Here is a 24,861-nt window from a genome sequence, read left to right as displayed (position 1 = left end):
GGATTTATTTTTATGAATACTAATTGGACTGAACAAAATATCGCCGAGCTTTTTGACGCTTATGATGATTGGGTGGAGAACGCTTTTGGCTATCAACCACTCATCGCGGACTTAACCTACTCTCATGGCAAGGGGATTAGTGTATTGGACTACGGCTGTGGCAGCGGCAAAGTGTCCAGAAGATTAATAGACGACGGATTCGACTATGTCACCGGTGTTGACATCTCTCCAACAATGATTGAAAAAGCAATATCCGCAGGCACTAACCGTCTTCGCTTTGAGCAAATCCATGGTCCAAATTTGCCATTTCCTGATAACAGTTTTGAAGCTGTCATTAGTTGTTTTCTGTTTATTAACATTCCCGAAAGACGTGAACTAGTACGCATCACTACGGAAGTAATGCGCGTGCTTAAACCTGGCGGTTCCTATTACATCCTCGACACTCATCCTCAAACCACCGGAGTCGATTATCCGACCTACCGCAATGGAGAGCATAGTATTTCCTATCAAGATGGAGATAATCGCCCAGTCTACCTCAAGATACCGGGAAGGCAGCAACCATTAAAGATTGTCGATAAGCAATGGGATTTGTCCACATATCGACATACATTCGCCGCAGCGGGGCTTTCGCTAACCACAGAACGTAATCTACCATTTGACAATTCGCAGTTGCCAGTTCATACGAATGAATTCCGCACTCTACAGGACACAAAACCCTATATTCTACTGCGCGCCACAAAGCAATAAAGACAGACAGTAGATATTAGCTAAGTACCTATGCAAAAGTAAATCAGGTACAAATATCCAGTAAGCTACTTATTTTTATAACCTTTAATACACGAAAAATTATGCATAGACACTTAGCCTGGATTTCTCATAGTACCTCAGCCAGTACCGCACTCAGGCTGTAACACCGCTAAACACCTACTGGCTCGACTTACATCGGCTACTTTTTAACCACTTTCCGGCGTTCAGACACACTTCCCCCTTTCCCCCATTGCTTCGGGCCGGGGGCGCCCGAGCAGTCAGTTAGGAACCAACCGCCTGACGAGATCGGATAGCGCCGTTTTATAGGGGTAGCTGTCACTCATGAGTACTCGGATTCGACGCGTATTGCGGATGATGACCGCGCCTACTTTGATGAGCTTGAGCCTCAGGTTGCTCGGACTCATGCGCGCGAAGGGCGTGTGCTTCAGATAAGTCCGTAACCGCTCGAACAGCGTATAAGCGAAGCCCGACAAGATCAGCCGCCACTGATTGGCCCACCAGTGCGTGCTGGAGGTCCGGTCAGCAAACAGGCTCAGTTGTTGATCCTTGATCCGGTTCTCCATGTCACCCCGGGCACAGTACTGCTCGTAGTAAAGCTTGAAGCCATCATCGTAACGGGAACTGATGATAAACCGGGGATTAGAGCCTAACTCGCCTTCTTCTAGGCGGGCCACCACCCAGCGTGAGTATTTCCAGGAGTGGGCTTGATACTGGAAGCGGAACGTCCCCGCTACTTTCCCTCCCACCTGCCATTGGGTCTTGCGCACCAGCATCATGGGCACGTCCACTTCCTTGAGCAGCCGGCTGTTCTTGGCGATTCCCACGATGTAGTCGACGTGATGCCGATCACACCAGTTCAGCATCCGGGGACGACAAAAGTGGCTATCACCTCGTAACACGATGCGCGTATCGGGCCAGTATTGACGGATAAAGCGTACCAGTAAGGCGAGGATCGCCCAGCTATGGCGGCTGTCGCTGCGGTCACTGGTGCGCAGATAGCTCACCAGTAAGTGGCGCCCACAGAAGACATACAGTGGGAAGTAGCAGTGGTGATCGTAATAACGGTTAAAGAACTTGCCGGGTTGCTCGCCATGCACGGGGATGTCGGTGCCATCAAAGTCCAGCACGATCTCCTTTGGTGGTTCGTCATGCTGTTCAATGAAGTGATGCCACAGCAACTCATGGGCCTTCACTATTGCTTGCCGATCGGCGTTCTGCTCCACCCGGCACAGCGTCGACTTGCCTGCCAGCGTATCCTCTTCACCGAGCGCTGTCTGAAGGGCCTGATCATAGCGCAGGGCCTCATGGTCGTTGAAATCTTCATAGCCAGCGGCGACACCGAACACCCGCTGACGAACCAAAGTGTCGAGCTTATGACGAACCTGTTCCGGTGCGCGGGGATCATGAAGCACGGCGGCCAAGCGGCGTGTCAGGCGATGCTGTTTATCGACTTCACGAAGCAGGAGTAATCCGGCGTCCGACGTAATGTGGCCCCCGGAGAAGTCGGCTTCAATTTGGCGGCGTGAGAGTGGCGAGAAGGTCAGCTTTTCAGGTACCATTTTGGAAGCGGCTGTTGGTGCTTGATGGATTGGTTAGGTTCTTGAAATCATAGCACTTTCAGCCGCTTTCTTTTATACCCTGTGAGAAATCCGGGTTAGTGACACTGCAAACACAGCTTCAATACACGCTCACCGCCGCAAAATCACCAGCCAGCGCCCAAGATTCATGACGCTGGCCAGCGAGGCGGCTACGTAGGTAAAGGCGCAAGCGGTGAGTACGTGTCGGGCTCCGGGCATATCGTAAGGCGGCACATACTCTTTTAGCAGCGGCAACGCCCGGTTAAAGCTGGCATCAAACTCAACTGGCAGGGTCACCAAATGAACCATTGCCGCGGTGCCAAAGCTGATCACCGCCATGGCAATCACAATGGCTAAACCACCCGGCAGACGCGTCAATAAAAACAGAAAAGGCGCAGCCATCATCAGCACAGCCCCAAGTTTTTCGGCTTTTTGGGCAACGCCGACTAAGCGGCTACGGGCCAGTAGCGGCGCGTAACCCTGGTGATGCTGAATGGCATGCCCTACTTCGTGGGCAGCCACCGTGACAGCCGTTAGCGAACGCCCATCGTAGTTATCTGGAGAAAGACGTACGCAGCGGGTTTCAGGGTCATAGTGGTCACCAAACTCAGTGCGCTCAACGCTGGCGCCCTCAATCCCCAGTCGGCGCAGCAAATGATCGGCAAGCTCTGCACCCGTCCCCGGGTAATCGTCACGACCGCGGGTATGGCGTTTAAGCACCCACTTGGCCCAAACATTGGGGAGCACAAACACCGCCAGCGCAAAAATGATCAGCACAACAACCATGGCAGCCCCTATCTACAAACAACCGTCGTTAAACACACTTCTTCGTAGCGTACTTTTACCATGGGGGCTGACTTGGCAACAGCGTTATGCGGGATCGTTGCGTTGCTCCTCAACTTCGCGCTGTACTGCCGCTAAGCCGTGGGCAGAGATATCGCCCTGGGCGTGGGCGTGTTCGGCAATCAGCACGCTATCCGCGGCGAGCACTAAATCACACTGGGTGCCGGCCAACTCATCCCGCAACCGCTGGATCGCCTGCTCGCGCTTGGGGTTTTTATCCACTTGACGAATATAAATCGCTTTAATCCGATTTGGGTAGGCTTTCACTATCTCGGTATACACTTCTGGATCGTGTTGACCGCTATCGCCAATGAGAATACACGGCATATCATTATAAAGCGTCAACATACGGTCGATCAGGTCACGCTTATGCTCTTCTGCACGGCGCGGCCAAGGCTTGCGCAAAGAGATGCCCCATTCGCGTAAAAAAATAATCGGCCCAACGGGGATGCGATTGATTTGAAAAAAGGTTTCCAGCATTTCATATATCGCCCAAGGGCCACGGGATACATACAAAATGGGCCGCTCGGCGCGCTCACTAACGCCACGATGTAAAGCTTGATAAAGCGGCGCAACACCAGGAAAGGCGGTGCGGCGATGAGGTTTTTTAACAAATAAGCGGTAAAGCATTTTGAGCTTTTCCGCCACCCCGGTAAACATAACGGTGTCATCAATATCACTGATGATCAGCAAATCCGCCTCTGGCGGAGGTACGTAAACTTCTACGTGAGTACGCACCGGCGTCTGCCCCGAGCAGTGCACTAGAATATCGGCGCGGTGCCAGGAGACATCAATGGGCAGGGTGTGACTAATCGGTAAGTGGACGTCGAAGTAGCCATCTCGATCCGTGCCGACGCAGAGCTTATTTTCGCCGATGTGAATTTCTACCTGCGCATCGGCCAGCCCCCGGCGTAAAACGCGCCGCGCTACGTCCGCAGTATCGCGTAGCATGCCATGGCGAGGAATGGCTCGTCCTAGAGCGGCTTGGCGAAACACCCGGCCCATGACAAAAACTTCACGCTGGGAGCCATAGCCACGGTAAGGGTGAACGACCATCCCGCCGCGGCTACTGTCTCCTTTGATGGGTTTGGCAATAACGTGGACAAGCCTTTTGACAAAGCTTGCCCACTGGCGCAATACGCTCATCAAGCGTGTTGACCGGAGTGACGCCCTTCCTGCAGCTCTTCGAGTAACTTGGCGTTAAAGGCATCCAAGTCTTTTGGCGTCCGGCTGGTCACCAGGCCGCTATCCACAACAACTGGCTCATCGACCCACTCGACGCCAGCATTACGTAAATCTTGAGCGACACTGGGTACCGAGGTCATGCGGCGGCCATCAACCACGCCCGCATTAATTAAAATCCACGGCGCATGGCAGATAGCGGCAACAGGCTTACCTGCCTGGAAAAACCCTTTAACGAAACTCAAGGCATCGTCGTTGATGCGCAGTTCGTCGGGGTTGAATAAACCACCGGGAAGTACCAGGGCGTGATAGTCAGACTCAGTGGCATCAGCCAGGGCTTTATCGGCTTCATAGGTGTCGCCCCAGTCGGTTTCCGCCCAGGCGCGAATACCTTTACCGTCGGGGGTGACCACATGAACCTCGACACCCTCTTTCTGCAAGGCGGCACGCGGTACGCTCAGCTCAGACTCTTCAAAACCATCTGCGGCTAAAATAGCAACACGTTTACCGTTCAGTGCTTGTTTCATCATGCTCTCCTTTTCGTGATGATTTGCGTTAGTAACGCCTCACTAGTGTGGCGTATATTGAATCAGGGTCAAGCTCTCCTACTGACACCGCAGATTAGCGAATAGCGCGCTAGGCGTTATGCACAATCCTTCCTAGTTCGGCAATATCATACCCCCCCAGCTGTGTTGCCCTCTCGGCGAAACGCGCTTGCTGAGCAAACGCCAATAGTCGCTGTATTGAAGGTTCGAAATAACTGCGCCGCTGCATGATTAAATCAAACGGCTCATCGCAAAGTGTCACGAAGCCGAGGTGCTGGCGATGGGCGGCGGCTTCAACCCCCAGCCCAACATCCGCCTCGCCCTGACCAATGCTAAGCGCCAAATCATCTTCACTTAAGGAGGCATGTGGCGCCCAGTTGATCGCTGAGCTTTCAATGCCGGCTTGTTGTAGCAAGCAGTGCAGCAAGCGTGCTGCTCCAGCGTCGGGCTGGCGATGCGCCACGCGGATCCCTGGCCGTTTTAAATCATTTAGCCCGGTGATGCTCATTGGGTTGCCTGCGGGTAAAAGCAGCCCTTGGCGGCGCTTTGCCCAGTGCACTATCAATAGATCACGCATGCCGCTTAAGCCGAGCGCGCTGGGTTCGTTATAACGCTGAGTAGAAGCATCCAGCAGATGAATACCCGCCAGCATCGCCTTGCCATCAAGTAACCGCCGAACGCCGTCGCCACTGCCTTGGCAGAGCATTGCCAAATCAGAGCCGCTTTCCCGAATAGCCCACTCCAGCAGCGGATCCTGGCTACCGGCCGCTACTAGCGGCACCGATAAACGCTGTGCCTGATCGCCTTCCAAGTGGTTCAGCACCCATAAATCGATCTGTTGCCGGGGAAACAGCAACTTTCCCGTGACCCGACTACAGGGGATCTGGCCTTGGCGTACCAAGTCATACACCTTGCGCTCTTTTAAGCGCAAATAGTCAGCGACTTCTGCGGTGGTCAGGTAAGCATGTGATTTAGACATCGCAAGGTAGCCCCACTGGATAAAATGCAAACCCTTTTTGTATTTTCACTGCATACGACTGCATAAATTTCAGGACGCCGTGCATTAAGTCATTTTTCGTTACATCATGCCAATCTTCGAACAACAGTTTCCTACAACAGCTCTACATACAAAAGTGAAACCGACGCTCAATGCTGACCAGTGACAACGCTTTTAGTACGGCTCTCACCCTAATCCTGAGTATGGACAGCGCGCTAATCTCCATCGTGATGCTCTCACTGCAGGTATCGCTGATGGCGGTGTTTATCGCCAGCCTAATGGCACTGCCCTTAGGTGCCGCCCTCGCGTTATGGCGCTTTCCCGGGCGTAACGTGGTGATTGTCGCCCTTAATGCCCTGATGGGCTTACCGCCAGTGGTTGCGGGGTTGTGCGTTTATTTGCTGCTTTCACGCGCAGGGCCGCTGGGTGAATGGGGATTGCTGTTTACCCCCACGGCGATGGTCATCGCTCAAGTGATTCTGGTACTGCCGATTATCGCCGCTCTTACTCGCCAACAAGTCGAGGCACTGCATGGCGAGTATGCCGAACAGTTGAACTCCTTGGGTCTAACACGCAGCCGCATGATCCCTACCCTGTTGTGGGATGCCCGCTTTGCGCTATTGACGGTGATCTTAGCTGGCTTTGGCCGCGCCAGTGCGGAAGTAGGCGCGGTAATGATCGTGGGTGGCAATATCGATGGCGTTACGCGTGTAATGACTACCAGCATCGTGCTGGAAACCAGCAAGGGCAACCTGCCCATGGCGTTGGGTTTGGGGATTATTCTGCTCACTCTAGTCACCATGATTAACGCAATTGCCCATGTCATCGGCGAAACGGCGAAAAGGCGGTTGGGATGAATGCACACCACACTCCTCCCGTCGCGGCACTGGAACTCGATAGTGTGAGTTTTATTCATCGTGGTCACACGCTGCTCAAGCCAACCACCCTGCGTTTGGCAGGCTGCCAGCGAACGCTAATTATGGGCCCTAACGGCGCGGGAAAAAGCCTACTCATGCGCTTAGCCCACGGCCTGTTAACGCCTACTAACGGCACGGTTCGTTGGCAAGGCGAGCCACCTCCACAAGCCATGGTGTTTCAGCGCCCGGTGCTGTTGCGTCGCTCAGCGCTGGACAATCTCACCTTTGTGCTAGCCATCAACAAAACGCCGCGCCCCGAGCTAAAAGGACTATCTCGTAAAGCGCAGGCAATGAGTGCACTTGAGAAGTTTGGCTTAGCCCATTTAGCCAGACGCCCGGCGCGGGTACTTTCCGGCGGCGAGCAGCAGCGCTTGGCGCTGGCGCGAGCATGGCTGCTCAATCCCCAAGTGCTGTTTCTAGACGAGCCTACCTCCGCGCTAGACCCCGCTGCCATCAAAGCAGTGGAAGATGCGGTGCTTGAGTTCCATCACAGCGGTACCCGTATCGTGATGACTACCCATGATTTACATCAAGCGCGTCGCTTAGCCAACGATGTGCTTTTTTTACATAACGGCGAATTACTCGAACATACCCCAGCCAATGATTTTTTTACTGCCCCCTCTTCACCCGAGGCAGGGGCATTTATTCGGGGTGAGCTGGTTTGGTAACCCTGAAAAGCATGAACTCTGTGACTAATCAAAAATGAGCAAGGAGCAATAAAATGAAGAAATCCACCGCATTGATAACGGCAGGCGCCCTGGGTATGACCTTTAGCGGCACGCTGATGGCGGCCGATGATTACATCACCCTGGCTTCCACCACCTCCACTGAAAATTCAGGTTTGTTCGACGCGATCATCCCCACCTTCACCGAAGAAACGGGCATCGAGGTTCGTGTGGTGGCTGTCGGCACCGGCCAGGCGTTTGAAATCGGTCGCCGTGGCGATGCCGATAGTCTTTTAGTGCATGACACTGCGGGTGAAGAGAAGTTTGTGGCGGAGGGCTATGCCACTGAACGCCTGAACGTGATGTACAACGACTTCGTTATCGTTGGGCCGAGTGATGACCCGGCGGGCATCAGTGACAGTGAAAACGTCATTGAGGCCATGCAGCGCATAGCGGAAAGCGAGTCCCCGTTTGCTTCGCGCGGCGATGACAGCGGCACTAACCGCGCTGAGCTGCGTTTGTGGGAAGATGCGGGAGTGACGGCTGAGGGCGAGTGGTATCGTGAGCTGGGCAGCGGCATGGGGCCGACACTGAACACCGCGGCGGGTATGGATGCCTATACGTTTACCGACCGTGCCACCTGGGTCGCGTTTGAAAATCCTCAGGATTTGACGCTGCTGTTTGAAGGCGACGAAGCGCTGTTTAACCAGTACGGCAGCCTACTGCTTTCTGAAGAGCGCCACCCAGATCTGAAACACGATCTTGCGGCTCAGTGGCACGAGTGGTTGGTCTCTGAAGAGGGTCAGCAAGCGATTGCGGATTTTGAGGTAGACGGCCAGCAGCTGTTTTTCCCTAACGCTGAGTAATATTTAAACTCATCCAAACACAACGGCCCGCTTTTAAAGCGGGCCGTTGTGTTTGGCGCTGTGCTGGTGTGTCAAAGCTTTTTAGCGGTTGAATAAGCCGCTGATATCTTTGGCTTCCCAATGGGGAAAATGCTTACGCACCAGCGCATTCAGTTCGCGTTCAAAGGCGGCCCAATCGGTTGACTGCGTGGCAATGCCTACCTCACTTGCCGTGCCACGAATCATCCCGGCGCCTACGGTGACATTGGTCAGACGATCAATGATGATAAAGCTGCCGGTGCCAGGACTGGTGCGATAATTATCCACCGGAATGGCCGCGGTCAATTCCACATCACAGCGAGCAATCGCATTAAGGCCCAGCGAATGCGTCATATGCTTTTCCAGCGTATTGACATCGATTTGGTAATCAATGGCGCTTACCTGCCCGGAAAGATCGCGCGTCGCCAACTTAAAATCATAAAGCTTGCCTGGCGTTAACACCTCTTCATGCATCCAGACAATATCGGCTTTGAAAGTATTGGAAAGCGGCAATTCGCTATCCGCTGCCACCAGCCAATCACCGCGGGAGATATCGATTTCGTCTTCCAAGGTCACAGTAATTGCTTGGCCTGGATAAGCGGCGGCAAGATCACCATCGTAGGTAACGACCCGCGCCACGGTAGAGGTTTTGCCCGAAGGTAACACCTTGACCGCCTGCCCAGGGCGAATGACACCTGCAGCCAGGGTGCCGCAGTAGCCACGAAAATCGAGATTGGGCCGGTTAACGTACTGAACCGGTAAACGCAGATCGCTGAGGTTCTGATCGCGTGTGATCTCGACACTCTCTAATAGCTCGATCAGCGTTTCCCCTTGGTAATTGTTGGTAAAATACCAGGGTGTTTGTTCGCTGCGATTCACTACGTTGTCGCCGTTGAGCGCCGACATTGGCACAAAGCGAATATCCGGCGCTTGCAGGTTCTCAGCAAAGGCACGGTATTCTGCAACAATTTCATTAAAACGCTGCTCGGAGAATCCCACCAGATCCATCTTGTTAACCGCAATCACCAGATGCTGAATACCCAGCAGATCGGCGATAAAGCTATGGCGCCGGGTCTGAGTCTGTACCCCGTAGCGGGCATCGATCAGAATAATCGCCAGGCTGGCGGTGGAAGCACCGGTGGCCATGTTGCGCGTGTACTGCTCGTGCCCAGGCGTATCGGCAATAATAAACTTGCGCTTATCGGTAGAGAAAAAGCGGTACGCCACATCGATGGTGATACCCTGCTCGCGCTCTGACTGCAAGCCATCCACTAATAGCGCCAAATCAACGGTATCACCGGTAGTACCGCTGGTTTTAGAGGCCTGAGTGATCGCCGCTAGCTGATCTTCAAAGATCATTTTTGAGTCATGGAGCATGCGACCGATTAGCGTCGATTTTCCGTCGTCCACGCTGCCGCAAGTAATAAAGCGCAGTAGATCTTTGTTTTCATGCTCGTGTAGGTACTGCTCGATATTATCAGCGATTAAATTGGATTGATGAGACATTAGAAGTACCCCTCGCGCTTTTTCTTCTCCATCGAACCTACTTGATCGCGGTCAATGGCACGACCACTTCGCTCACTGGTTCGAGTCAGCAGCATCTCTTGAATAATTTCCGGAAGCGTCGCAGCTTCCGATTCCACAGCGCCGGTCAGCGGGTAGCAGCCTAGCGTTCTAAACCGCACCGACTTCTCTTCCGGCACTTCACCAGGCGCTAAAGGCAAGCGGTCGTCATCGACCATAATCTGCATACCGTCGCGCTCGACTACCGGGCGCTTGGCAGAGTAGTAAAGAGGAACAATGGGGATCGATTCCAGATAGATATACTGCCAGATATCCAGCTCAGTCCAATTGGAGAGCGGGAATACGCGGATTGATTCGCCTTTATTGACCTTGGCGTTATACACGTTCCAAAGCTCTGGGCGCTGATTCTTGGGATCCCAGCGGTGGTATTTATCGCGAAACGAGTAAACGCGCTCTTTGGCACGCGAGGCTTCTTCATCGCGGCGGGCGCCACCAAAGGCTGCATCAAAACCGTATTTATCCAGCGCCTGCTTGAGCGCCTGGGTTTTCATGATATCGGTGTATTTGGCACTACCGTGATCGAACGGGTTGATATTGGCCGCCCGCCCCTCTTCGTTGGTATGCACGATTAGCTCCATACCCGCTTCTTCTGCCATGCGGTTACGAAACTCGATCATTTCGCGAAATTTCCAGGTTGTATCTACATGCATCAGCGGGAATGGCGGTGTACCTGGATAAAAGGCTTTACGCGCTAGATGCAGCATGACCGACGAGTCTTTACCTATGGAGTACATCATCACTGGGTTGGAGAACTCAGCGGCGACTTCACGGATAATATGAATAGATTCGGCTTCTAATTGCTTGAGGTGGGTCAAGCGCGCGGCATCAGGAGCACTAAAAGCCTCCTGCTGTGGCGCTGAAGATCGCGTCTCTGAAGAACTTGCCTTTGAAGACTGCTCTTTTGAAGACCGTTCCTTTGAAGACCCTTCCTTTAAAGACAGTGTAGACAATTGGGTCATAGCCCCTTACCTCGCAAGAACAAGCTCGTTACACAAGCTAGAAGTATTTTATGTTCGAATGCGGGTAGGGTAACGCCGAGACGATAATAACCCAAAAGAATTAATAACTATCTTTTTATTCCTTAATCACCTAACGAAGACTAAGTAAGGGAACCGATCTGTCAATCAATACGCTCAATCCAGCTCTGCCACTCGCTGCCTAGGCGCTCACTCCACTGTAAATCGATAACGCGGTAGCCAGGGCGGGATGCTTCATCAATAGCGAAGTGCTCGGCACCGGGCAGGAACTGATCCGCCATGGCTGGGCAACCGTAAACGTCAATAGTGGTCTCACCCACGCTGCGGTGTTCGGCGTAGGCTTGATGTACATGGCCAAACAGGATGATGTGAACGTGCGCATGCTTGCTTAGCAGCTCCCAAAAAGCATCACGATCCTGAAGGCCAATGGCATCCATCCACACTGCCCCCACATTCACCGGCGGGTGGTGCATGGCAATCAAGGTTGGCCGAGTGTCAGCCTGCAAACGTTCCGCCAGCGCAGCAAGCTGCTCACTCCCGAGTTCACCGTAAGGCTTGCCCTCTACCTGGGTATTGAGCAGCAGGATGTGCCAGGCATTCAAGTCGACTTTATCCACCAGCGGACGCTCGACAGCCATGAACTCGGGCTGATCGTGATTACCTGGCAGCCAGTACCAAGGGCAAGGCAGCTGCTCCATCGCCTGCACCGCCAAGGCGTAAGAAGCAGTGGACTCATCCTGACTGACATCACCCGTAAACAGCACGATATCAGGTTGCTCAGCCACAACGGCACTGATTACCTGCTGAAACTGCCGCCAGGGAATACCTGCGCGGGAGCGAGCCTCGGTGTCTGCATAGAGATGAGCGTCGGTAATCTGAACCACACGCATCAGGGCATCTCCGGCACGTCAATGGTGTGGCCGTGGGCAAGGCCGTGAGCCAACCACTCGCCCAAGAAGCGGTTGAGCTGGAGCTTTTCATCCGGTTGATGCATGCGGGCGTTCGGGTATCGATAACGGCCGCTAAAATGGCGCTCGCGCTGAAAGTCGGTCACTTCCGCCATGCGGACATCGTGATAGAGATGCACACGCATGCGCGGCCCCTCGATAACGGTGTCTAGCGGGCCAGTCTGGGAAACATTCACCATGGTGGTATAAGGCGCCTGCTCTTGAATATAGAGGTGCAGGTCACCGAAATGCTGTTTATCACCGCGCAGGGCAATATCACGGCGCTGGCCGGCCTCCATATCGCCCACCAGGCGCACCAAACGCAAATAATTGGCGCTGCACTCCCCTTGGAGCGATTTTAAATCGGTGACATAGGCCGTTCTCGCCATATTCACTCCTCGTTTGTTTCGCTTTGTGTCATCGCCGCTGTGAAACGGCGCGAAGTGAGGCTCGTTGGCTATTAAGCCAATGTAGCCCAATCAGACACATGGCGTTGTCGAGTCGTCCTTGCGTCAAGAGTTCCCAGGCATTGGCAAACGGCATGACATGCACCCGAATGTCCTCATGCTCTTCGTCTAAGCCATGAATCCCGCCTAGCCCTTGGCAATCCACCAAACCACAAAATAGGGTCACTTGCTCGTTGCAGGCGCCAGGGCTTGGATAATAAGTATGTAATTTGGTCAGTTCGGCCACTTTACAACCCGCTTCCTCCCACGCTTCACGGCGGGCCACGTCTTCCAGCGACTCGCCATCTTCCACCAAGCCCGCCACCAGTTCGAGCTTCCAGGGAGACACGGCATCATCGATGGCGCCTGCGCGAAACTGCTCAATCAACACCACTAAATCGCGGGCGGGGTCGTAAAGCAGCACACCCACTGCATCAAAACGGCTGTGTACTTCTCGGCGTATTGGTTCGCTCCAGCCACCTTCGAATAGGCGGTGACGAAGCTCTAGGCCTTCCAGGCGGAAAAACCCCTGATGCAACGCCTCACGCTTGAGCAGCTCAACATCACCGCGCTTTAACTGCGGAACGCTAAGCGATGTGCTTCGAAAAGGGGCCTCTTGAGATGGAGAACTTCCAAACTCAGCGTTTTTAGGGCTAGACGCCATGGGGCACTCCCGGTGGTGACAATCGCTCTATTATCAGTGCTTGCCACCGGGAATGCCAATCCAGTTAGCGGATTAAAGCTGATTGAGCAGCGTCTCGGCATCTCGACGCAGCGCTTCATCCGAGACTTGCCGGTTCTCGCGAGCAGTGCCGTTAACCGCCCGCTGGGCGTGCTCACGCGCTGCCTGCTCATTGCCCTCTTCTTTCAAGAAAGCGGCATAGTAGTAGTTAACATCGATACCGTCCGGGCGGATTTCCAGGGCACGCTGAAACATGCGTTCAGCCGTCTCACTATTACCGAACCCGAGTGGCCGACCCGGCGCCCGGTCGTAAAGCGCGCCTAGCGTGACGTAGGCCGAACCGCTCAACCCTTGCGGATCGATTCCAATCGCTTCCTCTAGCGCATCGCGCGCATCACCTGCAGTTCCCAACGCACCCAAGCCACCCCTTTCCCGGGCATAGGAGGCCAAAATAATGCCCTGCCAGACAAGTACATCTGCTTCATCTTTGTGCTGTTCAGCCAATTGTTCCACTTCGCCTGCCAACGCTTTCAACGTATTTTCCCGCTCATTGGCAGGCATTTCTGTCACGGTATGCTCCCAGCGATTTTTCAGTGAAAACAGCTCGCCTTCGAAGGCGGTCGCGGTCAACGGTGACAGCACCAGCGCGGTGCCCATCGCGGCGGCGATCAGGGAACGTGGTAAAGACATGGGTAAAAAAGAGAGAGTTCGCATACATGCTCCTGAATTATTATTGTCCAGCGTAGCCCCACCAATGGTGGGCCTCTCACATAATGTAACGAACGTTTGAATGATTCGCCAGTGGCATGTTGCTTGGTATGCTTCGCGCAATTAACGTAAAGTAGGTAGCTCGAAACACGAAGGGGAACAGGTAATGAAAGGCCGCAACATGACCCGCTGGCGCGATCCAGCCAAAGATCCGCGTCAAGCCCCTAAGAGCAACCTGATCACCCCGGAAGGGGCGTCACGTCTGCGCGCTATACTGGATCATCTTTCACGGGTTAAACGCCCGGCCCTATCAGAGAAAGTCGGCGAAGCCGCCGCTCAGGGCGATCGCAGTGAAAACGCAGATTACACTTACAACAAGAAAGAGTTAAACCGCGTTATTGCCCGGATTACCTACCTGACAAAACGTTTAGACGAACTGCAAATTGTCGATCGGCTGCCTGCCGATACTAGCAAGGTATTTTTCGGCGCCTATGTGAGCCTGGAAGATGAAAACGGCGAGCAGGTACATCTCAGAATTGTTGGCCACGATGAAATCGACACTAAAAAACGCTGGATCAGTATCGATGCCCCCATGGCCAAGGCCCTGCTGAGCAAGCAGATAGGCGATGAGGCGAAGGTACTCACCCCCAATGGTGAGATGTTTTATACCATCACCGCCCTAGACTACACGGGCTGACCGCCCTTCCCTTGGCGCGTTCCTAAGCCTAATCTTGCAAAGACTAGTCCTGTAAAGAATAGTCCACCGTGGTGACGACGCGGACGCGTTTGGTTTGTGGCGTATAGCTATCCAGATCTTCAATGGAAAAGTAGCCTTGAGTGGCCTGACGAATCTGCCCCACTTGGCTACCGGAATCTTCAGCAAACTGCTGTGCGGCGTTGCGCGCATCCGCCGTTGCCGCTGCAATCATTTCGGGTTTGATCGCATCCAGGCCGGTAAACAGGAATTCCGTACGGTATTCATAGCTGGGTGAAAGCAGCACGCCTTCACGCACCAGCGAAGTAGCGCTAGGGATCGCCTCAATCACGCCCTCGACATCAGGTGAGCGCAGTAATAGCGTTGCTTCAGCCCGGTAACGCTCGTCTGGGCGCTGGCCGCTATATTGATTGCTAAACTGATCGGTAATTCGCGGCGGAGTGGAACTGACATGCTCCGGCGCAAATCCCTGGGCCTGAAGGAAAGCGCGAATCGACTGCTCGTCATCGGATAGCTGCTGCTCCAGGTCACTCAAGGTGTTGGCGCTGACACTGTAGTTGAACGGCCAAAGCACTAAATCTGCTGGCACTTCGCGCTCTGACAAGCCGCGCACCGTCACGCTGCGGGACGACTGCTGCCACACTTCGGCAGCCCCCTTGATATAGCTGCCGCCGACAACCAGCCCTATCGCTAACAACCCACCAAGCAAAACGGCACTTGCCAGTACCGCCGTATTTCGAATACTGCCCGCCATTTCAGCCACTCCCACAAACTGCCGTTAAATTAACGACTACTTATTTGCATCATAGACCTTAAAGGTCAATTCGTGGGCGGCTGATTGTGGCAAGTTTGAGGAAGCGGTGAATATTAGCGATCGTGGCTTTTGGTGAGCATACCACCGCCTCGTCGCGTTCAGGCTTGTACGACGCGCTGCTGCTGCTCACCCAAGCCTTCGATACCTAAGCGCATTTGCTGCCCGTCGCGTAGGTAAACCGGGGGCTTCTGGCCCATTCCTACACCTGGTGGCGTTCCCGTTGAAATCACATCACCTGGCTGCAGGCTCATGAAACGACTCAAGTAACTGATCAGAAAAGGCACTTGATACACCATGGTGCGCGTACTGCCATCCTGGTAACGCTTGCCGTCCACTTCCAGCCACATGCTCAATTGATGAGGGTCAGCCACCTCATCGCGCGTGACCAGCCAGGGCCCCAAGGGGCCAAACGTATCGCAACCTTTGCCCTTGTCCCAGGTACCACTCCGCTCCAGCTGGAACTCACGCTCAGACACGTCGTTGACCACACAGTAGCCAGCCACATGGGACATAGCATCGGCTTCATCGATATAACGACCGCCTTTGCCGATAACCACGCCAAGCTCAACCTCCCAATCGGTCTTCTTCGAGTCGCGAGGTATTTCAACATCGTCATTGGGGCCACAGATGGCGCTGGTCCATTTGTTAAAAATCACGGGCTCTGGCGGCACCTCGGCGCCGGTTTCTGCCGCGTGGTCGGAGTAGTTGAGGCCAATACAGATAAACTTGCCGACCCGACCCACACAGGGCCCTAGACGCACATCCGCCGCTACCTCAGGCAGGGCAGAAAGATCCGTATCACGCAGTGTCTGCAGCGCTTCATCGCTCAACAGGTCACCGGCGATATCGTCAATGACGCCCGAAAGATCACGCACCTTTCCCTGGCTATCGAGGATGCCCGGCTTTTCCTGACCAGACGCTCCAAAACGTAAAAGTTTCATAGTGTTATACCTTATTAAATGATCAGTTTGCCCAGCCGCCATCAATCAGTTGTGTGGTGCCTGTAATAAACGCTGCTTCATCGCTGGCCAGGAAAGTGGCTAGCGCTGCAACTTCCTCCACCCGCCCCAGCCTGCCCATTGGCTGGCGCGCAATAAAGGAGGCCAGAACATCAGCATCGCTGCGCCCCTCTTTACTCGCCTGCTCTGCAATACGCTGCTTTAACGAGGGCGAGTCGACAGTGCCTGGGCAGATGGCATTGCAGCGAATACCTTGGGTCATGAAATCGGCGGCGACTGATTTGGTGAGCCCGATGACGGCGGCTTTGGAAGCACCGTAAGCGCAGCGGTTCGCCACCCCTTTAACACTGGATGCCAAAGAAGCCATATTGATAACGCTGCCACCGCCGTTTGCCAACATGCCTGGCAAAAAAGCCTGCAAGGTATGAAACATGGAAGTGACATTTAAATCCAGCGAGCGCTGCCAGGTAGCCTCATCACACTCGAGTACGGAGCCACCGGCCACCATGCCCGCACAGTTGAAGAGTATGTCCAGATTAGGCAGTGAGCTAGCCAGTTCATGAATCGCTTTGCTGTCCGTTACATCCAGACAGTAGGCATCAACGCCCTCCACACCTTCTAGCGTGGCAATATCGATATCTACTGCAAATACGCGCGCGCCTTCAGCTACAAAGCGTTCGGCGGTAGCGCGTCCAATGCCATTCGCAGCGGCGGTGACCAGTGCATTTTTGTTGTTGAGTCGCATCATGTGGCACATCCCTGGTAGCGGCATGACCCAGAATGGTAGGCACATGCCTAGAGTCGGAACATCTGACTGTATGATAGCTTGACCAATAAATCGAGTATGGACGAGCAACTTTGGCCCTGGCAAGCGTACCTAGGGCCAAATAGCGGCTTATGAAATCTCATTTTTAGTCGAAGCTGGTGGCGGCTGAGGCTAGCGACTTAGTTGCTTTGCACCGTATACCTTGAAGCGGCGATTATCCGCCAAGATATGAAAATCTTGAAAAGCGCGTTGTAAGTGATCGGGATAAGGCAGAAAACCATTCGCCACAATCACTAGGCGCCCTCCGGAGCTTAAATGTTCAGACGCTTGGCTAATTAAGCGCTGGCTGGGGCCATAGCTGATATCACGCTCTTTATGGAAGGGGGGATTGCTGACAATCCAGTCGAACTGTTCGCCCTCAAGTGCGCTGAACACATCACTACACAGCACGCGCCCCTCTAAACCATTCGCAGTTAAAGTGCGCTTACAGGCTTCTATTGCAAAGGCGCTAACGTCTACGGCGGTCACCAGATGACCTCGCTGGGCCAACCAAGCGCTGACAATACCGTCGCCACAGCCCATATCCAGTACTTTGAGCGGTTTTTTCGGCAAGCTATCCTCAATGCTGGCCAACATTAACAGCGTTCCTTCATCGACTTTGCCATGGCCAAAGACACCGGGATGGCTGGCCAACGTTAAACCCAGCGCTTCAATGTTTTGCCAAGCGCTATCACTAGCTGAATTTAACGCAATGGTATGGGTGGCAAAGAGTGAACAGCGACGCGCGTTATCGCGCTTGTCCCACGTCATTCCCAGCTCATCCAGCATCTTGGGCACGCGCTTGATACCCCCCTGATGCTCCCCCACAATCTCTAACGGGGTGCCGCTAGGTAGCTGTTCACATAACCACTTCAGCCACCAGATACCTAACTGATGGGCTTTTGGCCAAAACAGCACCACTTCTTTCCCTAATGGCTCTCCCGGGGCCAAGTCAAAAGGTGTCCGGGCTTGCTTGCCCTTTGCCTTCCACTCATTTAGCACCGCAAAATCACCGCTCAACACGCCCGCTGACTGGTCAATAAGCCAGCTATCCACAGGCGGGCCTACGACCCATAGCGCTGCGTACTTATCTCTTTGGCGCTCTAATAACTGACACGCAGGGGCTTGGGCACTCATTCAGGGCTCTCCGGTTTCGTTAATGTGTACAGTAGGTAACGACCCAATCGCCAGTGCGGGTCTTGGCGACAGTACTGTTTCTCCAGCGCCAGTAGCGTTTCTTTTTCTGCAGGCGTTGCGGGGGGATGGCGTAAGTAATCTTGAAACACCCGGATGCCAGCGACGGCATCTATTTTCAGTCCGTTTGCTGCGCTCCACTGGGCAATGTCGTTGTGCGTTATCGGCGAAATGGGCGTTAAACGTTGCCGTTTTCCTTTCCCCTCCAATCGGTCACTCAACGCCTTCTCAAGATTGCCTTTAACCACATTAGAGAAACGCAGCGCGTCACGATTAAACACCATCAAGCTAAGCTGGCCACCAGGCGCCAGCAGATCACTTAAGGTAGCCAGGGCTGCTTGCGGGTCACCCAGCCACTCCAACACTGCGTGGCAAGTAATCAGCGACCAAGCCCCCGGTGCCTGCTGGGGCAGGTCCTGCAGGGATGCTTGTTGGTAAGTAATGGAGGAGGGAGGTAGCGTCGGGTCATCGTGATGCCACTGTTGGGCATAACTGAGCATGTCTTTCGAAGGCTCCGCCATGGTTACCTTATGCCCACGCTTGGCAAACCACGCCGTTTGTTGGCCCAGACCACCGCCCACGTCGAGGACGTTCTGCTCGTTTAAAAGCAACATTTGCGGCAATAAATAGTCAAGCATCGCTAAGCGCAACTCGCCACGGGGCGCCTGATAGAGCGAACGGGAGAACTTATCGGCCAAGCCATCGAAATAGCGATCGCCAGCCTCTGTTAGGTCATAGCTTTTTGGTACATCGTTTGGGTGCATACCGTGGGCATCGCTTTTGCGAGGAAAGGCGCAGTTTACCTGATTCGTCCTGCTCAGCCGAACGGCATACCTAACACCGCTTCTTATAGCAAAAAGCTATCAAAAAACCATCCTACATAACAAAAATAAACATGAATAGATTTGCAAATAGGCGTTAAATGATGACTAATCAACTCATCAACAGGCATTTCTGGAGGTCAAGGAGGTTAGCGCTACTATAATAATGCTAATTTATAAAAGTCATCACCAAGACAATAGCTAACTAAAAAACAAATATGGTGAATATGACATGTCCATACATACAGCAATACCAAACGCCACAAGCCAAATACTAAAGTCGCTACTTCACAAAGACCACTCTATCTCCATATTTTCTAAAGAAGCGGCTTACGCTATTGAAGCAACCGCTATAAAAACAGATCTGGACGGCGGAAAAATAACATTAGAAATAACTTATTCTGGCAACTCCCTATCTCCTTACTTAAAAAACGATACCATTTGCTTTGACATTGAAACGCTTCGGCACGGCACCGGAGAAGAGGAGCAAATCTATAATATTGAGCATGTGCCTGCTCACGTGACCAAAATTGATACCTGCACTTATCACTTGGAGTGCCAACTCCCCAATTCGATTTTTGCCTCCGACAATCGCGGCGCTCTACGTGTCCCTTTCATTCTTGGCATGCAGGCCCGCGCGCACCTTAATGTTTTTTTGCATGAGCTTTATCTGGAAGGCAAGGTACGCAATTTATCGGTGGGGGGCTGTCTGGTATATGTCAGTCTTGAAGATAGCATGGCACTCACCGTCAATCAGATACTCCCAGGCGTGACCCTTGAGTTCCCCAATAGCGATACATTTACGGCCGAGGGGCGTATCCGCCATATGCGTCCTTTTGGTAGCCATGGTTATGCGGCCATTGGTATTGAGTTTATTAACATGTCAGCCACTATGACCGAGACACTTTTCCATTATGTATCGGAGTCTGAGTTCGAAGCCGCTTTTCGCTCTGGCCTGCAAGACAATGCCTCACGGGTGAAGTCACGGCTTTTTATAGCCGATGCTAAAGAGAAGAAGTTACAGTACAAAGAAGAGCGGGAGCAAATCCAAAACACTCAAAAATCTCCGTTACTGCGAGGCATTCAGGAAATCGCTCATCAGCTACAAGTCATATTAATGTTTATTAAAAGCAAAAATTTGCTGCCCGAAGAGAGCCTATATGAGTGTGTTGATAGCCTCCTATACATGGTTAACCAAGATCAGAAAGTAGTGAAGTACGCGCTCGCATTTTTGCATAACGAGCCTGAGTGGGTACGCCATGCCGTACAGGTGGCGAGTCAACTAGCGATGATATTAATCAGTCGTGACCCACACAACTCGCAGACACGAGAAGCAGTAGCTGGCGCCCTTCTGCACACCATGGGCAAGCCACTACTGATTAGTGAGAAACTGCCCTCCCTTAAAATGCATATTTCACCGTCACAAACGGAAATACTTAAAAGCCACGTGCAAGCACTGGATCATAAGCTCTCAAGCCTTGGGTGGACGCCCAGCCCTACCTGCCGTGACATTATTTTAAATGCTAATGAGCGCCTGGATGGCAGTGGCTATCCGGACGGTAAAACCGCAGATGTATTGTCAGAGCGGGTGCGTTTAATCAGTGTCATAAAAATTATCAACAAATTGACCCATGAGCGAAACAGTCAACAGCCACGACAACCGCTTGATGCCTATCGCTGGGTTAATGACCTTGCTAGTCTTTATGAGAAATCATTACTTGTGGAGTATATCCAACACTTTGGCCTTTACCCCATCGGCAGCTTGGCTAAATTCTCAAACGGTTTCCTAGCCTGGATTATGGACGTTGACGCTAAGGGTATGCCCTGCAAAGTAAACGTTATTAAAAATTTATCTTTCAAAGATACGTCTATTGATACCGTCCTTGAGAACAATGATTTCACCCAAATTGGTCGACTGGAGGGCACGGTGAATCCCTCCGAGTACGATATTCATATGGTTAATCACGCCTAATTGACTAGGTACCGTTGCTTTTGATGTTAAGTATAATCAAAATGGAACCGTTACCATTTCATGAAGTCCATTATGTCATCTGCAGGTCGGCGTTCTACCATTCTTGAAGTCGCTCGTTTAGCCGGTGCTTCAAAAACCAGCGTTTCGCGCTATTTTGGCGATGAACGGGAACGTCTATCGCCCACTCTTCAGGACCGCATTGCCCAGGCAGCAAGCACTTTAGATTACCAGCCCAACCAAATGGCGCGTGGATTGAAGGGTGGGCGCTCCAAACTCATCGGAATGCTGGTAGCGGATATCCGCAACCCTTTTTCCGTGGCGATTACCCACGGTGTCGAACAAGCATGCCGTCAGTACGGCTACTCATTATTGGTATGCAATACCGACAACGATTCTGAGCAGGAACGCCAGCATTTAGACCTTCTGGGTGCGTATCAGGTGGCAGGCTTGGTGGTTAATGCCACCGGCAGCCCCGAAACTCAACTACAGGCTTTCATCAGCCATGGAACGCCAGTCGTGCTGCTAGACCGCGAAGTCAGCAATGTGGATGCAGAAGTAGTAGGGCTTGATAATCCGCTAGCGATTGATAGCGCACTTGATCACCTTTCTGCCCAGGGTTACCAAGCCGTGTTGTATGTCAGCGAAGCCCCTGAACAGTCAAGCACACGGCAACGGCGGCTGGCCTGCTTTAACCAGCGTGCCCAACAGCGTGCGTTAAGCCATGCAACGCTACTGTTAACAGGTGACACCAACACGCGCCAGGCGCTAAGCCATTTTTTAACCGTCCATCCTCAACACGCCTGCGCCGTACTGTGTGGCAACGGCAATGTGACCTTGACGATAACGCGCCTTTTCCAGCAGCTAGGCCTACCGCTTGGTCAAGTCGGATTAATGGGCATTGATGAACTCGACTGGTGCGACCTAGTGCCTCCTGGCATAACCACGCTTGCCCAGCCAACCGATGCTATCGGGAAAACGGCGCTTCACTGCTTGAGGCATAGAATTGCACCGCAAACATCGCCGCAGCCGACAACATTGAGTTTTGCACCTACCCTAATCGCAAGAGGCTCCACCCGGCGTTAGCATTTTATGATCGCCCAAGCTTTATAAAAGCAGCATAAATGGTATCGTTCCCATTAACCGACGACCAACAACATCAAGAGATGACTAACCATATGTCCCACTCCTTTACTAACCCACCAGAAGTCCTCACTTTTGGCGAAGCCATGACGATGTTCGTGGCAGACTCCCCCGGCAAGCTTTCCGACGTTGAGCATTTTCAGCGCCGGATTGCAGGCGCAGATACCAATGTGGCGATTGGCCTGGCGCGTTTAGGGTTTCATGTCGGCTGGTTAAGCCGTGTGGGCAGTGACAGCTTTGGCGACTTTATTCGCAATACGTTAGAAAACGAAGGGCTGGATTGCCGTCACCTTCATACAGATACACAGCACCCTACTGGGTTACTGTTTAAAGAGCGCGCACTTGGCGGCGCAGACCCAAAAGTGGAGTATTTTCGTCGCGGCAGCGCGGCCAGCCACCTATCCCCACAAGACGCTAGCGATATTGACTTCGGCGCCCTGCGCCATGTACATGCAACGGGCATTCCTCCCGCCCTCTCCGCCTCTGCCCGTGAACTCGCTCACCATACGCTTAAAGAAGCCCGAGCTAAGGGTGCCAGTATTTCTTTTGACCCCAATCTACGTCCCAGCCTGTGGGCCAGTGAAGCTGACATGCGCGAGACGCTCAATGCCCTTGCCATGCTCTCCGACTGGGTATTACCTGGGCTTTCAGAGGGCCAACTTCTCACTGGGCAGAAGACGCCTTACGACGTAGCAGGCTACTATCTGGATCAAGGCGCCTCGGCGGTGATCATCAAGCTGGGGCCGGAAGGTAGTTATTATCGCGGCAACCTAGGTGGGCAGGAAGAGAGCTTTACGGTAGACGGTTGCCACGTAGCAGACGTTGTGGATACCGTAGGTGCTGGCGATGGTTTCGCTGTCGGCGTGATCAGCGCCCTGCTTGACGGTTGCTCGGCACGTCAAGCAGCCCAACGGGGCAACCTCATTGGTGCTCAAGCCATTCAGGTGGTTGGCGATATGGAAGGCCTACCTAACCGCCAGCAACTTCAAGCGCTTGAAACCGATCAACCCACTGCTTAATTCGCCCCGTTATGCTTTGTTAAGCGCTTTATAACCAGGAGACAACAATGAAAAAACAACTAGCGGTTCAAGGACGACTCAGCGACGCTCAGTTAGCCGAGCTTAGCGGCTTGTTTGAGGTGGAGGTGCTGCCGAAAACGACCGCACTGAATGATCCTGCTAATCACGCTCTACTGGCTAATGTTCATGGCATTATCGGTTCCGGCTTAGCGATTACCCCCCAGCTGTTAGACGCAGCGCCTAAACTGGAAGTCATTGCGACTATCTCTGTTGGCTACGACAACATCCCTGTTGATGAACTGACCAAACGCGGCATCATGCTATGCAACACACCGGATGTGCTCACTGAAACCACCGCCGATACCGGCTTTACCCTGATCATGGCCACGGCTCGCCGGGTAGTTGAATTAGCCGAGTGGGTCAAAGCCGACAAGTGGCAAGCGAGTATTGGCCCTGCACTGTTTGGTAGCGATGTACATGGCAAAACCTTGGGCATGGTCGGGTTTGGACGCATTGGTCAGGCGGTGGCCAGGCGCGGCGCCCTAGGGTTTGGCATGAAAGTGATTTACTCCAACGCCTCTCCCAAGCTTGAATTAGAAAGCGAATTAGGCGCGCAGCGTCGCGAACTCAACGAGCTGCTAGCCGAGGCCGATTTTGTCTGCGTGACGGTCCCACTCACGGCCGAAACCGAACGATTGGTCGGTGCCCAGGAGTTCGCGCTGATGAAACCTTCGGGCATTTTTATCAATATCGCCCGAGGCAAAGTCGTCGATGAAAGCGCTTTGATTCACGCCCTCGAAAACGGCGTTATCCAAGCCGCTGGGCTGGATGTCTTTGAACAGGAGCCGCTCTCCGCCTCCTCCCCACTGCTGAAGATGCCGAATGTGGTTGCCCTACCTCATATAGGCTCCGCCACCCATGAAACCCGCGACGCCATGGCCCAGCGCGCGGTGGACAATATTCGCCTAGCGCTGCAGGGCGAACGCCCAATTAGCCTAGTGAATGAGGAAGCCTGCCGATGAGTACTGATACCTCGCCTTTCTGCTTACTCTTCGACTGCGACGGCACCCTGGTGGATAGCGAAATACTGCTTGCCGAGGTGATGGGCGCGATCCTTCCCGAATTCGGTTTACCCTTCTCAGCACAGCAGTATATGGACGAATTTAGAGGGGTACGTTTCCAGACGATTGTCCAAACGCTGGAAAACCGTTTTCAGGCTTTAGAAGAAGACGCTTTTCCCCAGCTTGAGGCGGGTATGCGAACACGTATGGAAGCGCGCATGCGCACTGAACTTATCGCGATACCTGGCATGCCCGCCGCGTTAGAACAGTTAAGCAGCCACTCTAAAGCCGTGGTCTCTAATGGACCAGAGCGCAAAATTCGCTGCGCCCTGGAAAGCACCCAGCTGGGTCATCACTTTGCAGGTAATTTATTTAGCGCTTATACCCTCAATGTCTGGAAACCCGACCCTGAGCTTTACCTTAAAGCGGCGGCCGCCATGGGCTTTGCCCCCCAACGCTGTATTGTGATTGACGATGCGGCCGTGGGAGTGGAAGCCGGCCTAGCGGCAGATATGCACGTTATTCATCTCAACCATTTCCCGAACGAGGAAAGCACCCCCGAGGGCGCCGTGGGGATTCATCACGCAAGCGAACTGCCAGCGGCAATTTCACGCTTATCGACCGCCGCTATCGCTTAGC

General features: G+C 53.3%; 26 protein-coding genes. 10 read left to right on the top strand and 16 right to left on the bottom strand.

The annotated features are described in order from the left end of the window. Nucleotides 1–12: 12 nt before the first annotated feature. Entirely contained in the window at nucleotides 13–747 is a 735-nt protein-coding gene (locus tag ACWI0H_RS07755) for a class I SAM-dependent methyltransferase (RefSeq protein ID WP_485875827.1), read from the top strand. Between the two features lie 278 nt (nucleotides 748–1,025). Here the strand turns inward: ACWI0H_RS07755 and ACWI0H_RS07750 are convergent, their stop codons facing one another. The 5 genes from ACWI0H_RS07750 to ACWI0H_RS07730 form a co-directional block, all read right to left on the bottom strand. Further along, nucleotides 1,026–2,327: an IS1380 family transposase gene (locus ACWI0H_RS07750; protein ID WP_035565795.1), complete on the bottom strand. Its 1,302-nt coding sequence runs from the start codon at nucleotides 2,325–2,327 to the stop codon at nucleotides 1,026–1,028. A gap of 129 nt (nucleotides 2,328–2,456) precedes the next feature. Then, entirely contained in the window at nucleotides 2,457–3,131 is a 675-nt protein-coding gene (locus ACWI0H_RS07745) for a zinc metallopeptidase (RefSeq protein WP_485875826.1), read from the bottom strand. 84 nt (nucleotides 3,132–3,215) lie between these two features. Next, nucleotides 3,216–4,334, bottom strand: coding sequence for an App1 family protein phosphatidate phosphatase (locus tag ACWI0H_RS07740; protein WP_485875825.1), 1,119 nt, complete (start codon nucleotides 4,332–4,334; stop codon nucleotides 3,216–3,218). Next, complete coding sequence (locus tag ACWI0H_RS07735) at nucleotides 4,334–4,897, bottom strand: type 1 glutamine amidotransferase domain-containing protein (RefSeq protein WP_485876176.1); 564 nt, start codon at nucleotides 4,895–4,897, stop codon at nucleotides 4,334–4,336. The genes ACWI0H_RS07740 and ACWI0H_RS07735 overlap by 1 nt, the downstream gene beginning before the upstream one ends. Nucleotides 4,898–5,006: 109 nt before the next feature. After that, nucleotides 5,007–5,894, bottom strand: a complete 888-nt coding sequence (locus ACWI0H_RS07730; RefSeq protein WP_485875824.1) for a substrate-binding domain-containing protein — start codon at nucleotides 5,892–5,894, stop codon at nucleotides 5,007–5,009. Between the two features lie 170 nt (nucleotides 5,895–6,064). On the opposite strand from ACWI0H_RS07730, the gene ACWI0H_RS07725 reads away from it, so the two are divergent. The 3 genes from ACWI0H_RS07725 to ACWI0H_RS07715 are packed head-to-tail and all read left to right on the top strand — an operon-like array spanning nucleotide 6,065 to nucleotide 8,360. After that, nucleotides 6,065–6,769, top strand: a complete 705-nt coding sequence (locus ACWI0H_RS07725; protein WP_485875823.1) for an ABC transporter permease — start codon at nucleotides 6,065–6,067, stop codon at nucleotides 6,767–6,769. Then, a complete protein-coding gene (locus ACWI0H_RS07720; protein ID WP_336272998.1) occupies nucleotides 6,766–7,497 on the top strand; it encodes an ATP-binding cassette domain-containing protein in 732 nt (243 codons plus the stop codon). Before ACWI0H_RS07725 ends, ACWI0H_RS07720 begins: the two co-directional genes overlap by 4 nt. 53 nt (nucleotides 7,498–7,550) lie before the next feature. Beyond that, on the top strand, nucleotides 7,551–8,360 hold the full coding sequence (locus ACWI0H_RS07715; RefSeq protein ID WP_336272999.1) for an ABC transporter substrate-binding protein: 810 nt from the start codon (nucleotides 7,551–7,553) through the stop codon (nucleotides 8,358–8,360). Nucleotides 8,361–8,441: 81 nt separating this feature from the next. On the opposite strand, the gene cysN is transcribed toward ACWI0H_RS07715, so the two are convergent. The 6 genes from cysN to ACWI0H_RS07685 all read right to left on the bottom strand — a co-directional run bounded on the left by cysN (nucleotide 8,442) and on the right by ACWI0H_RS07685 (nucleotide 13,728). After that, entirely contained in the window at nucleotides 8,442–9,884 is a 1,443-nt protein-coding gene (cysN, locus tag ACWI0H_RS07710) for a sulfate adenylyltransferase subunit CysN (RefSeq protein WP_336273000.1), read from the bottom strand. Further along, nucleotides 9,884–10,921, bottom strand: coding sequence for a sulfate adenylyltransferase subunit CysD (gene cysD / locus ACWI0H_RS07705; protein WP_485875822.1), 1,038 nt, complete (start codon nucleotides 10,919–10,921; stop codon nucleotides 9,884–9,886). The genes cysN and cysD overlap by 1 nt, the downstream gene beginning before the upstream one ends. A gap of 161 nt (nucleotides 10,922–11,082) precedes the next feature. Beyond that, nucleotides 11,083–11,829: a metallophosphoesterase gene (locus tag ACWI0H_RS07700; protein ID WP_485875821.1), complete on the bottom strand. Its 747-nt coding sequence runs from the start codon at nucleotides 11,827–11,829 to the stop codon at nucleotides 11,083–11,085. Then, entirely contained in the window at nucleotides 11,829–12,275 is a 447-nt protein-coding gene (locus ACWI0H_RS07695; protein ID WP_176304173.1) for a DUF1249 domain-containing protein, read from the bottom strand. Before ACWI0H_RS07695 ends, ACWI0H_RS07700 begins: the two co-directional genes overlap by 1 nt. 28 nt (nucleotides 12,276–12,303) lie before the next feature. Beyond that, entirely contained in the window at nucleotides 12,304–12,996 is a 693-nt protein-coding gene (locus ACWI0H_RS07690) for an NUDIX domain-containing protein (protein ID WP_485875820.1), read from the bottom strand. A gap of 72 nt (nucleotides 12,997–13,068) precedes the next feature. Next, a complete protein-coding gene (locus ACWI0H_RS07685; RefSeq protein ID WP_339886209.1) occupies nucleotides 13,069–13,728 on the bottom strand; it encodes a hypothetical protein in 660 nt (219 codons plus the stop codon). A 160-nt stretch (nucleotides 13,729–13,888) separates the two neighbouring features. Between ACWI0H_RS07685 and greB the strand changes: the two genes are divergently transcribed. Further along, nucleotides 13,889–14,419, top strand: coding sequence for a transcription elongation factor GreB (greB, locus tag ACWI0H_RS07680; RefSeq protein WP_008957606.1), 531 nt, complete (start codon nucleotides 13,889–13,891; stop codon nucleotides 14,417–14,419). Between the two features lie 43 nt (nucleotides 14,420–14,462). Here greB and ACWI0H_RS07675 read toward each other — a convergent pair whose 3' ends face one another. The 5 genes from ACWI0H_RS07675 to ACWI0H_RS07655 all read right to left on the bottom strand — a co-directional run bounded on the left by ACWI0H_RS07675 (nucleotide 14,463) and on the right by ACWI0H_RS07655 (nucleotide 18,973). Beyond that, nucleotides 14,463–15,191 carry an SIMPL domain-containing protein gene (locus ACWI0H_RS07675; RefSeq protein ID WP_336273005.1) on the bottom strand — a complete coding sequence of 243 codons (729 nt, stop codon included), beginning with the start codon at nucleotides 15,189–15,191 and terminating at the stop codon, nucleotides 14,463–14,465. Nucleotides 15,192–15,349: 158 nt separating this feature from the next. Continuing rightward, nucleotides 15,350–16,192, bottom strand: a complete 843-nt coding sequence (locus ACWI0H_RS07670; RefSeq protein WP_485875819.1) for a fumarylacetoacetate hydrolase family protein — start codon at nucleotides 16,190–16,192, stop codon at nucleotides 15,350–15,352. A 22-nt stretch (nucleotides 16,193–16,214) separates the two neighbouring features. Next, the gene (locus ACWI0H_RS07665) at nucleotides 16,215–16,955 is read right to left on the bottom strand and encodes an SDR family oxidoreductase (RefSeq protein ID WP_176304202.1); all 741 of its coding nucleotides are present in this window, start codon (nucleotides 16,953–16,955) and stop codon (nucleotides 16,215–16,217) included. Between the two features lie 192 nt (nucleotides 16,956–17,147). Then, nucleotides 17,148–18,152 carry a methyltransferase gene (locus ACWI0H_RS07660; protein WP_485875818.1) on the bottom strand — a complete coding sequence of 335 codons (1,005 nt, stop codon included), beginning with the start codon at nucleotides 18,150–18,152 and terminating at the stop codon, nucleotides 17,148–17,150. Beyond that, complete coding sequence (locus ACWI0H_RS07655) at nucleotides 18,149–18,973, bottom strand: methyltransferase domain-containing protein (protein WP_485875817.1); 825 nt, start codon at nucleotides 18,971–18,973, stop codon at nucleotides 18,149–18,151. The genes ACWI0H_RS07660 and ACWI0H_RS07655 overlap by 4 nt, the downstream gene beginning before the upstream one ends. A 289-nt stretch (nucleotides 18,974–19,262) precedes the next feature. Between ACWI0H_RS07655 and ACWI0H_RS07650 the strand changes: the two genes are divergently transcribed. The 5 genes from ACWI0H_RS07650 to ACWI0H_RS07630 all read left to right on the top strand — a co-directional run bounded on the left by ACWI0H_RS07650 (nucleotide 19,263) and on the right by ACWI0H_RS07630 (nucleotide 24,860). Further along, nucleotides 19,263–21,002: an HD domain-containing phosphohydrolase gene (locus tag ACWI0H_RS07650; protein WP_336273008.1), complete on the top strand. Its 1,740-nt coding sequence runs from the start codon at nucleotides 19,263–19,265 to the stop codon at nucleotides 21,000–21,002. Between the two features lie 72 nt (nucleotides 21,003–21,074). Continuing rightward, nucleotides 21,075–22,085 carry a LacI family DNA-binding transcriptional regulator gene (locus ACWI0H_RS07645; protein WP_431313159.1) on the top strand — a complete coding sequence of 337 codons (1,011 nt, stop codon included), beginning with the start codon at nucleotides 21,075–21,077 and terminating at the stop codon, nucleotides 22,083–22,085. Nucleotides 22,086–22,177: 92 nt separating this feature from the next. Continuing rightward, a complete protein-coding gene (locus tag ACWI0H_RS07640) occupies nucleotides 22,178–23,161 on the top strand; it encodes a sugar kinase (RefSeq protein WP_336273039.1) in 984 nt (327 codons plus the stop codon). A 47-nt stretch (nucleotides 23,162–23,208) separates the two neighbouring features. Further along, the gene (locus ACWI0H_RS07635; protein WP_336273010.1) at nucleotides 23,209–24,183 is read left to right on the top strand and encodes a 2-hydroxyacid dehydrogenase; all 975 of its coding nucleotides are present in this window, start codon (nucleotides 23,209–23,211) and stop codon (nucleotides 24,181–24,183) included. After that, nucleotides 24,180–24,860 carry an HAD family hydrolase gene (locus tag ACWI0H_RS07630; RefSeq protein WP_336273011.1) on the top strand — a complete coding sequence of 227 codons (681 nt, stop codon included), beginning with the start codon at nucleotides 24,180–24,182 and terminating at the stop codon, nucleotides 24,858–24,860. The genes ACWI0H_RS07635 and ACWI0H_RS07630 overlap by 4 nt, the downstream gene beginning before the upstream one ends. Nucleotide 24,861 lies beyond the last annotated feature (1 nt).

The organism is Halomonas sp. NYA30, from assembly GCF_976980765.1.
This window is presented reverse-complemented; position numbering and strand designations above follow the sequence as displayed.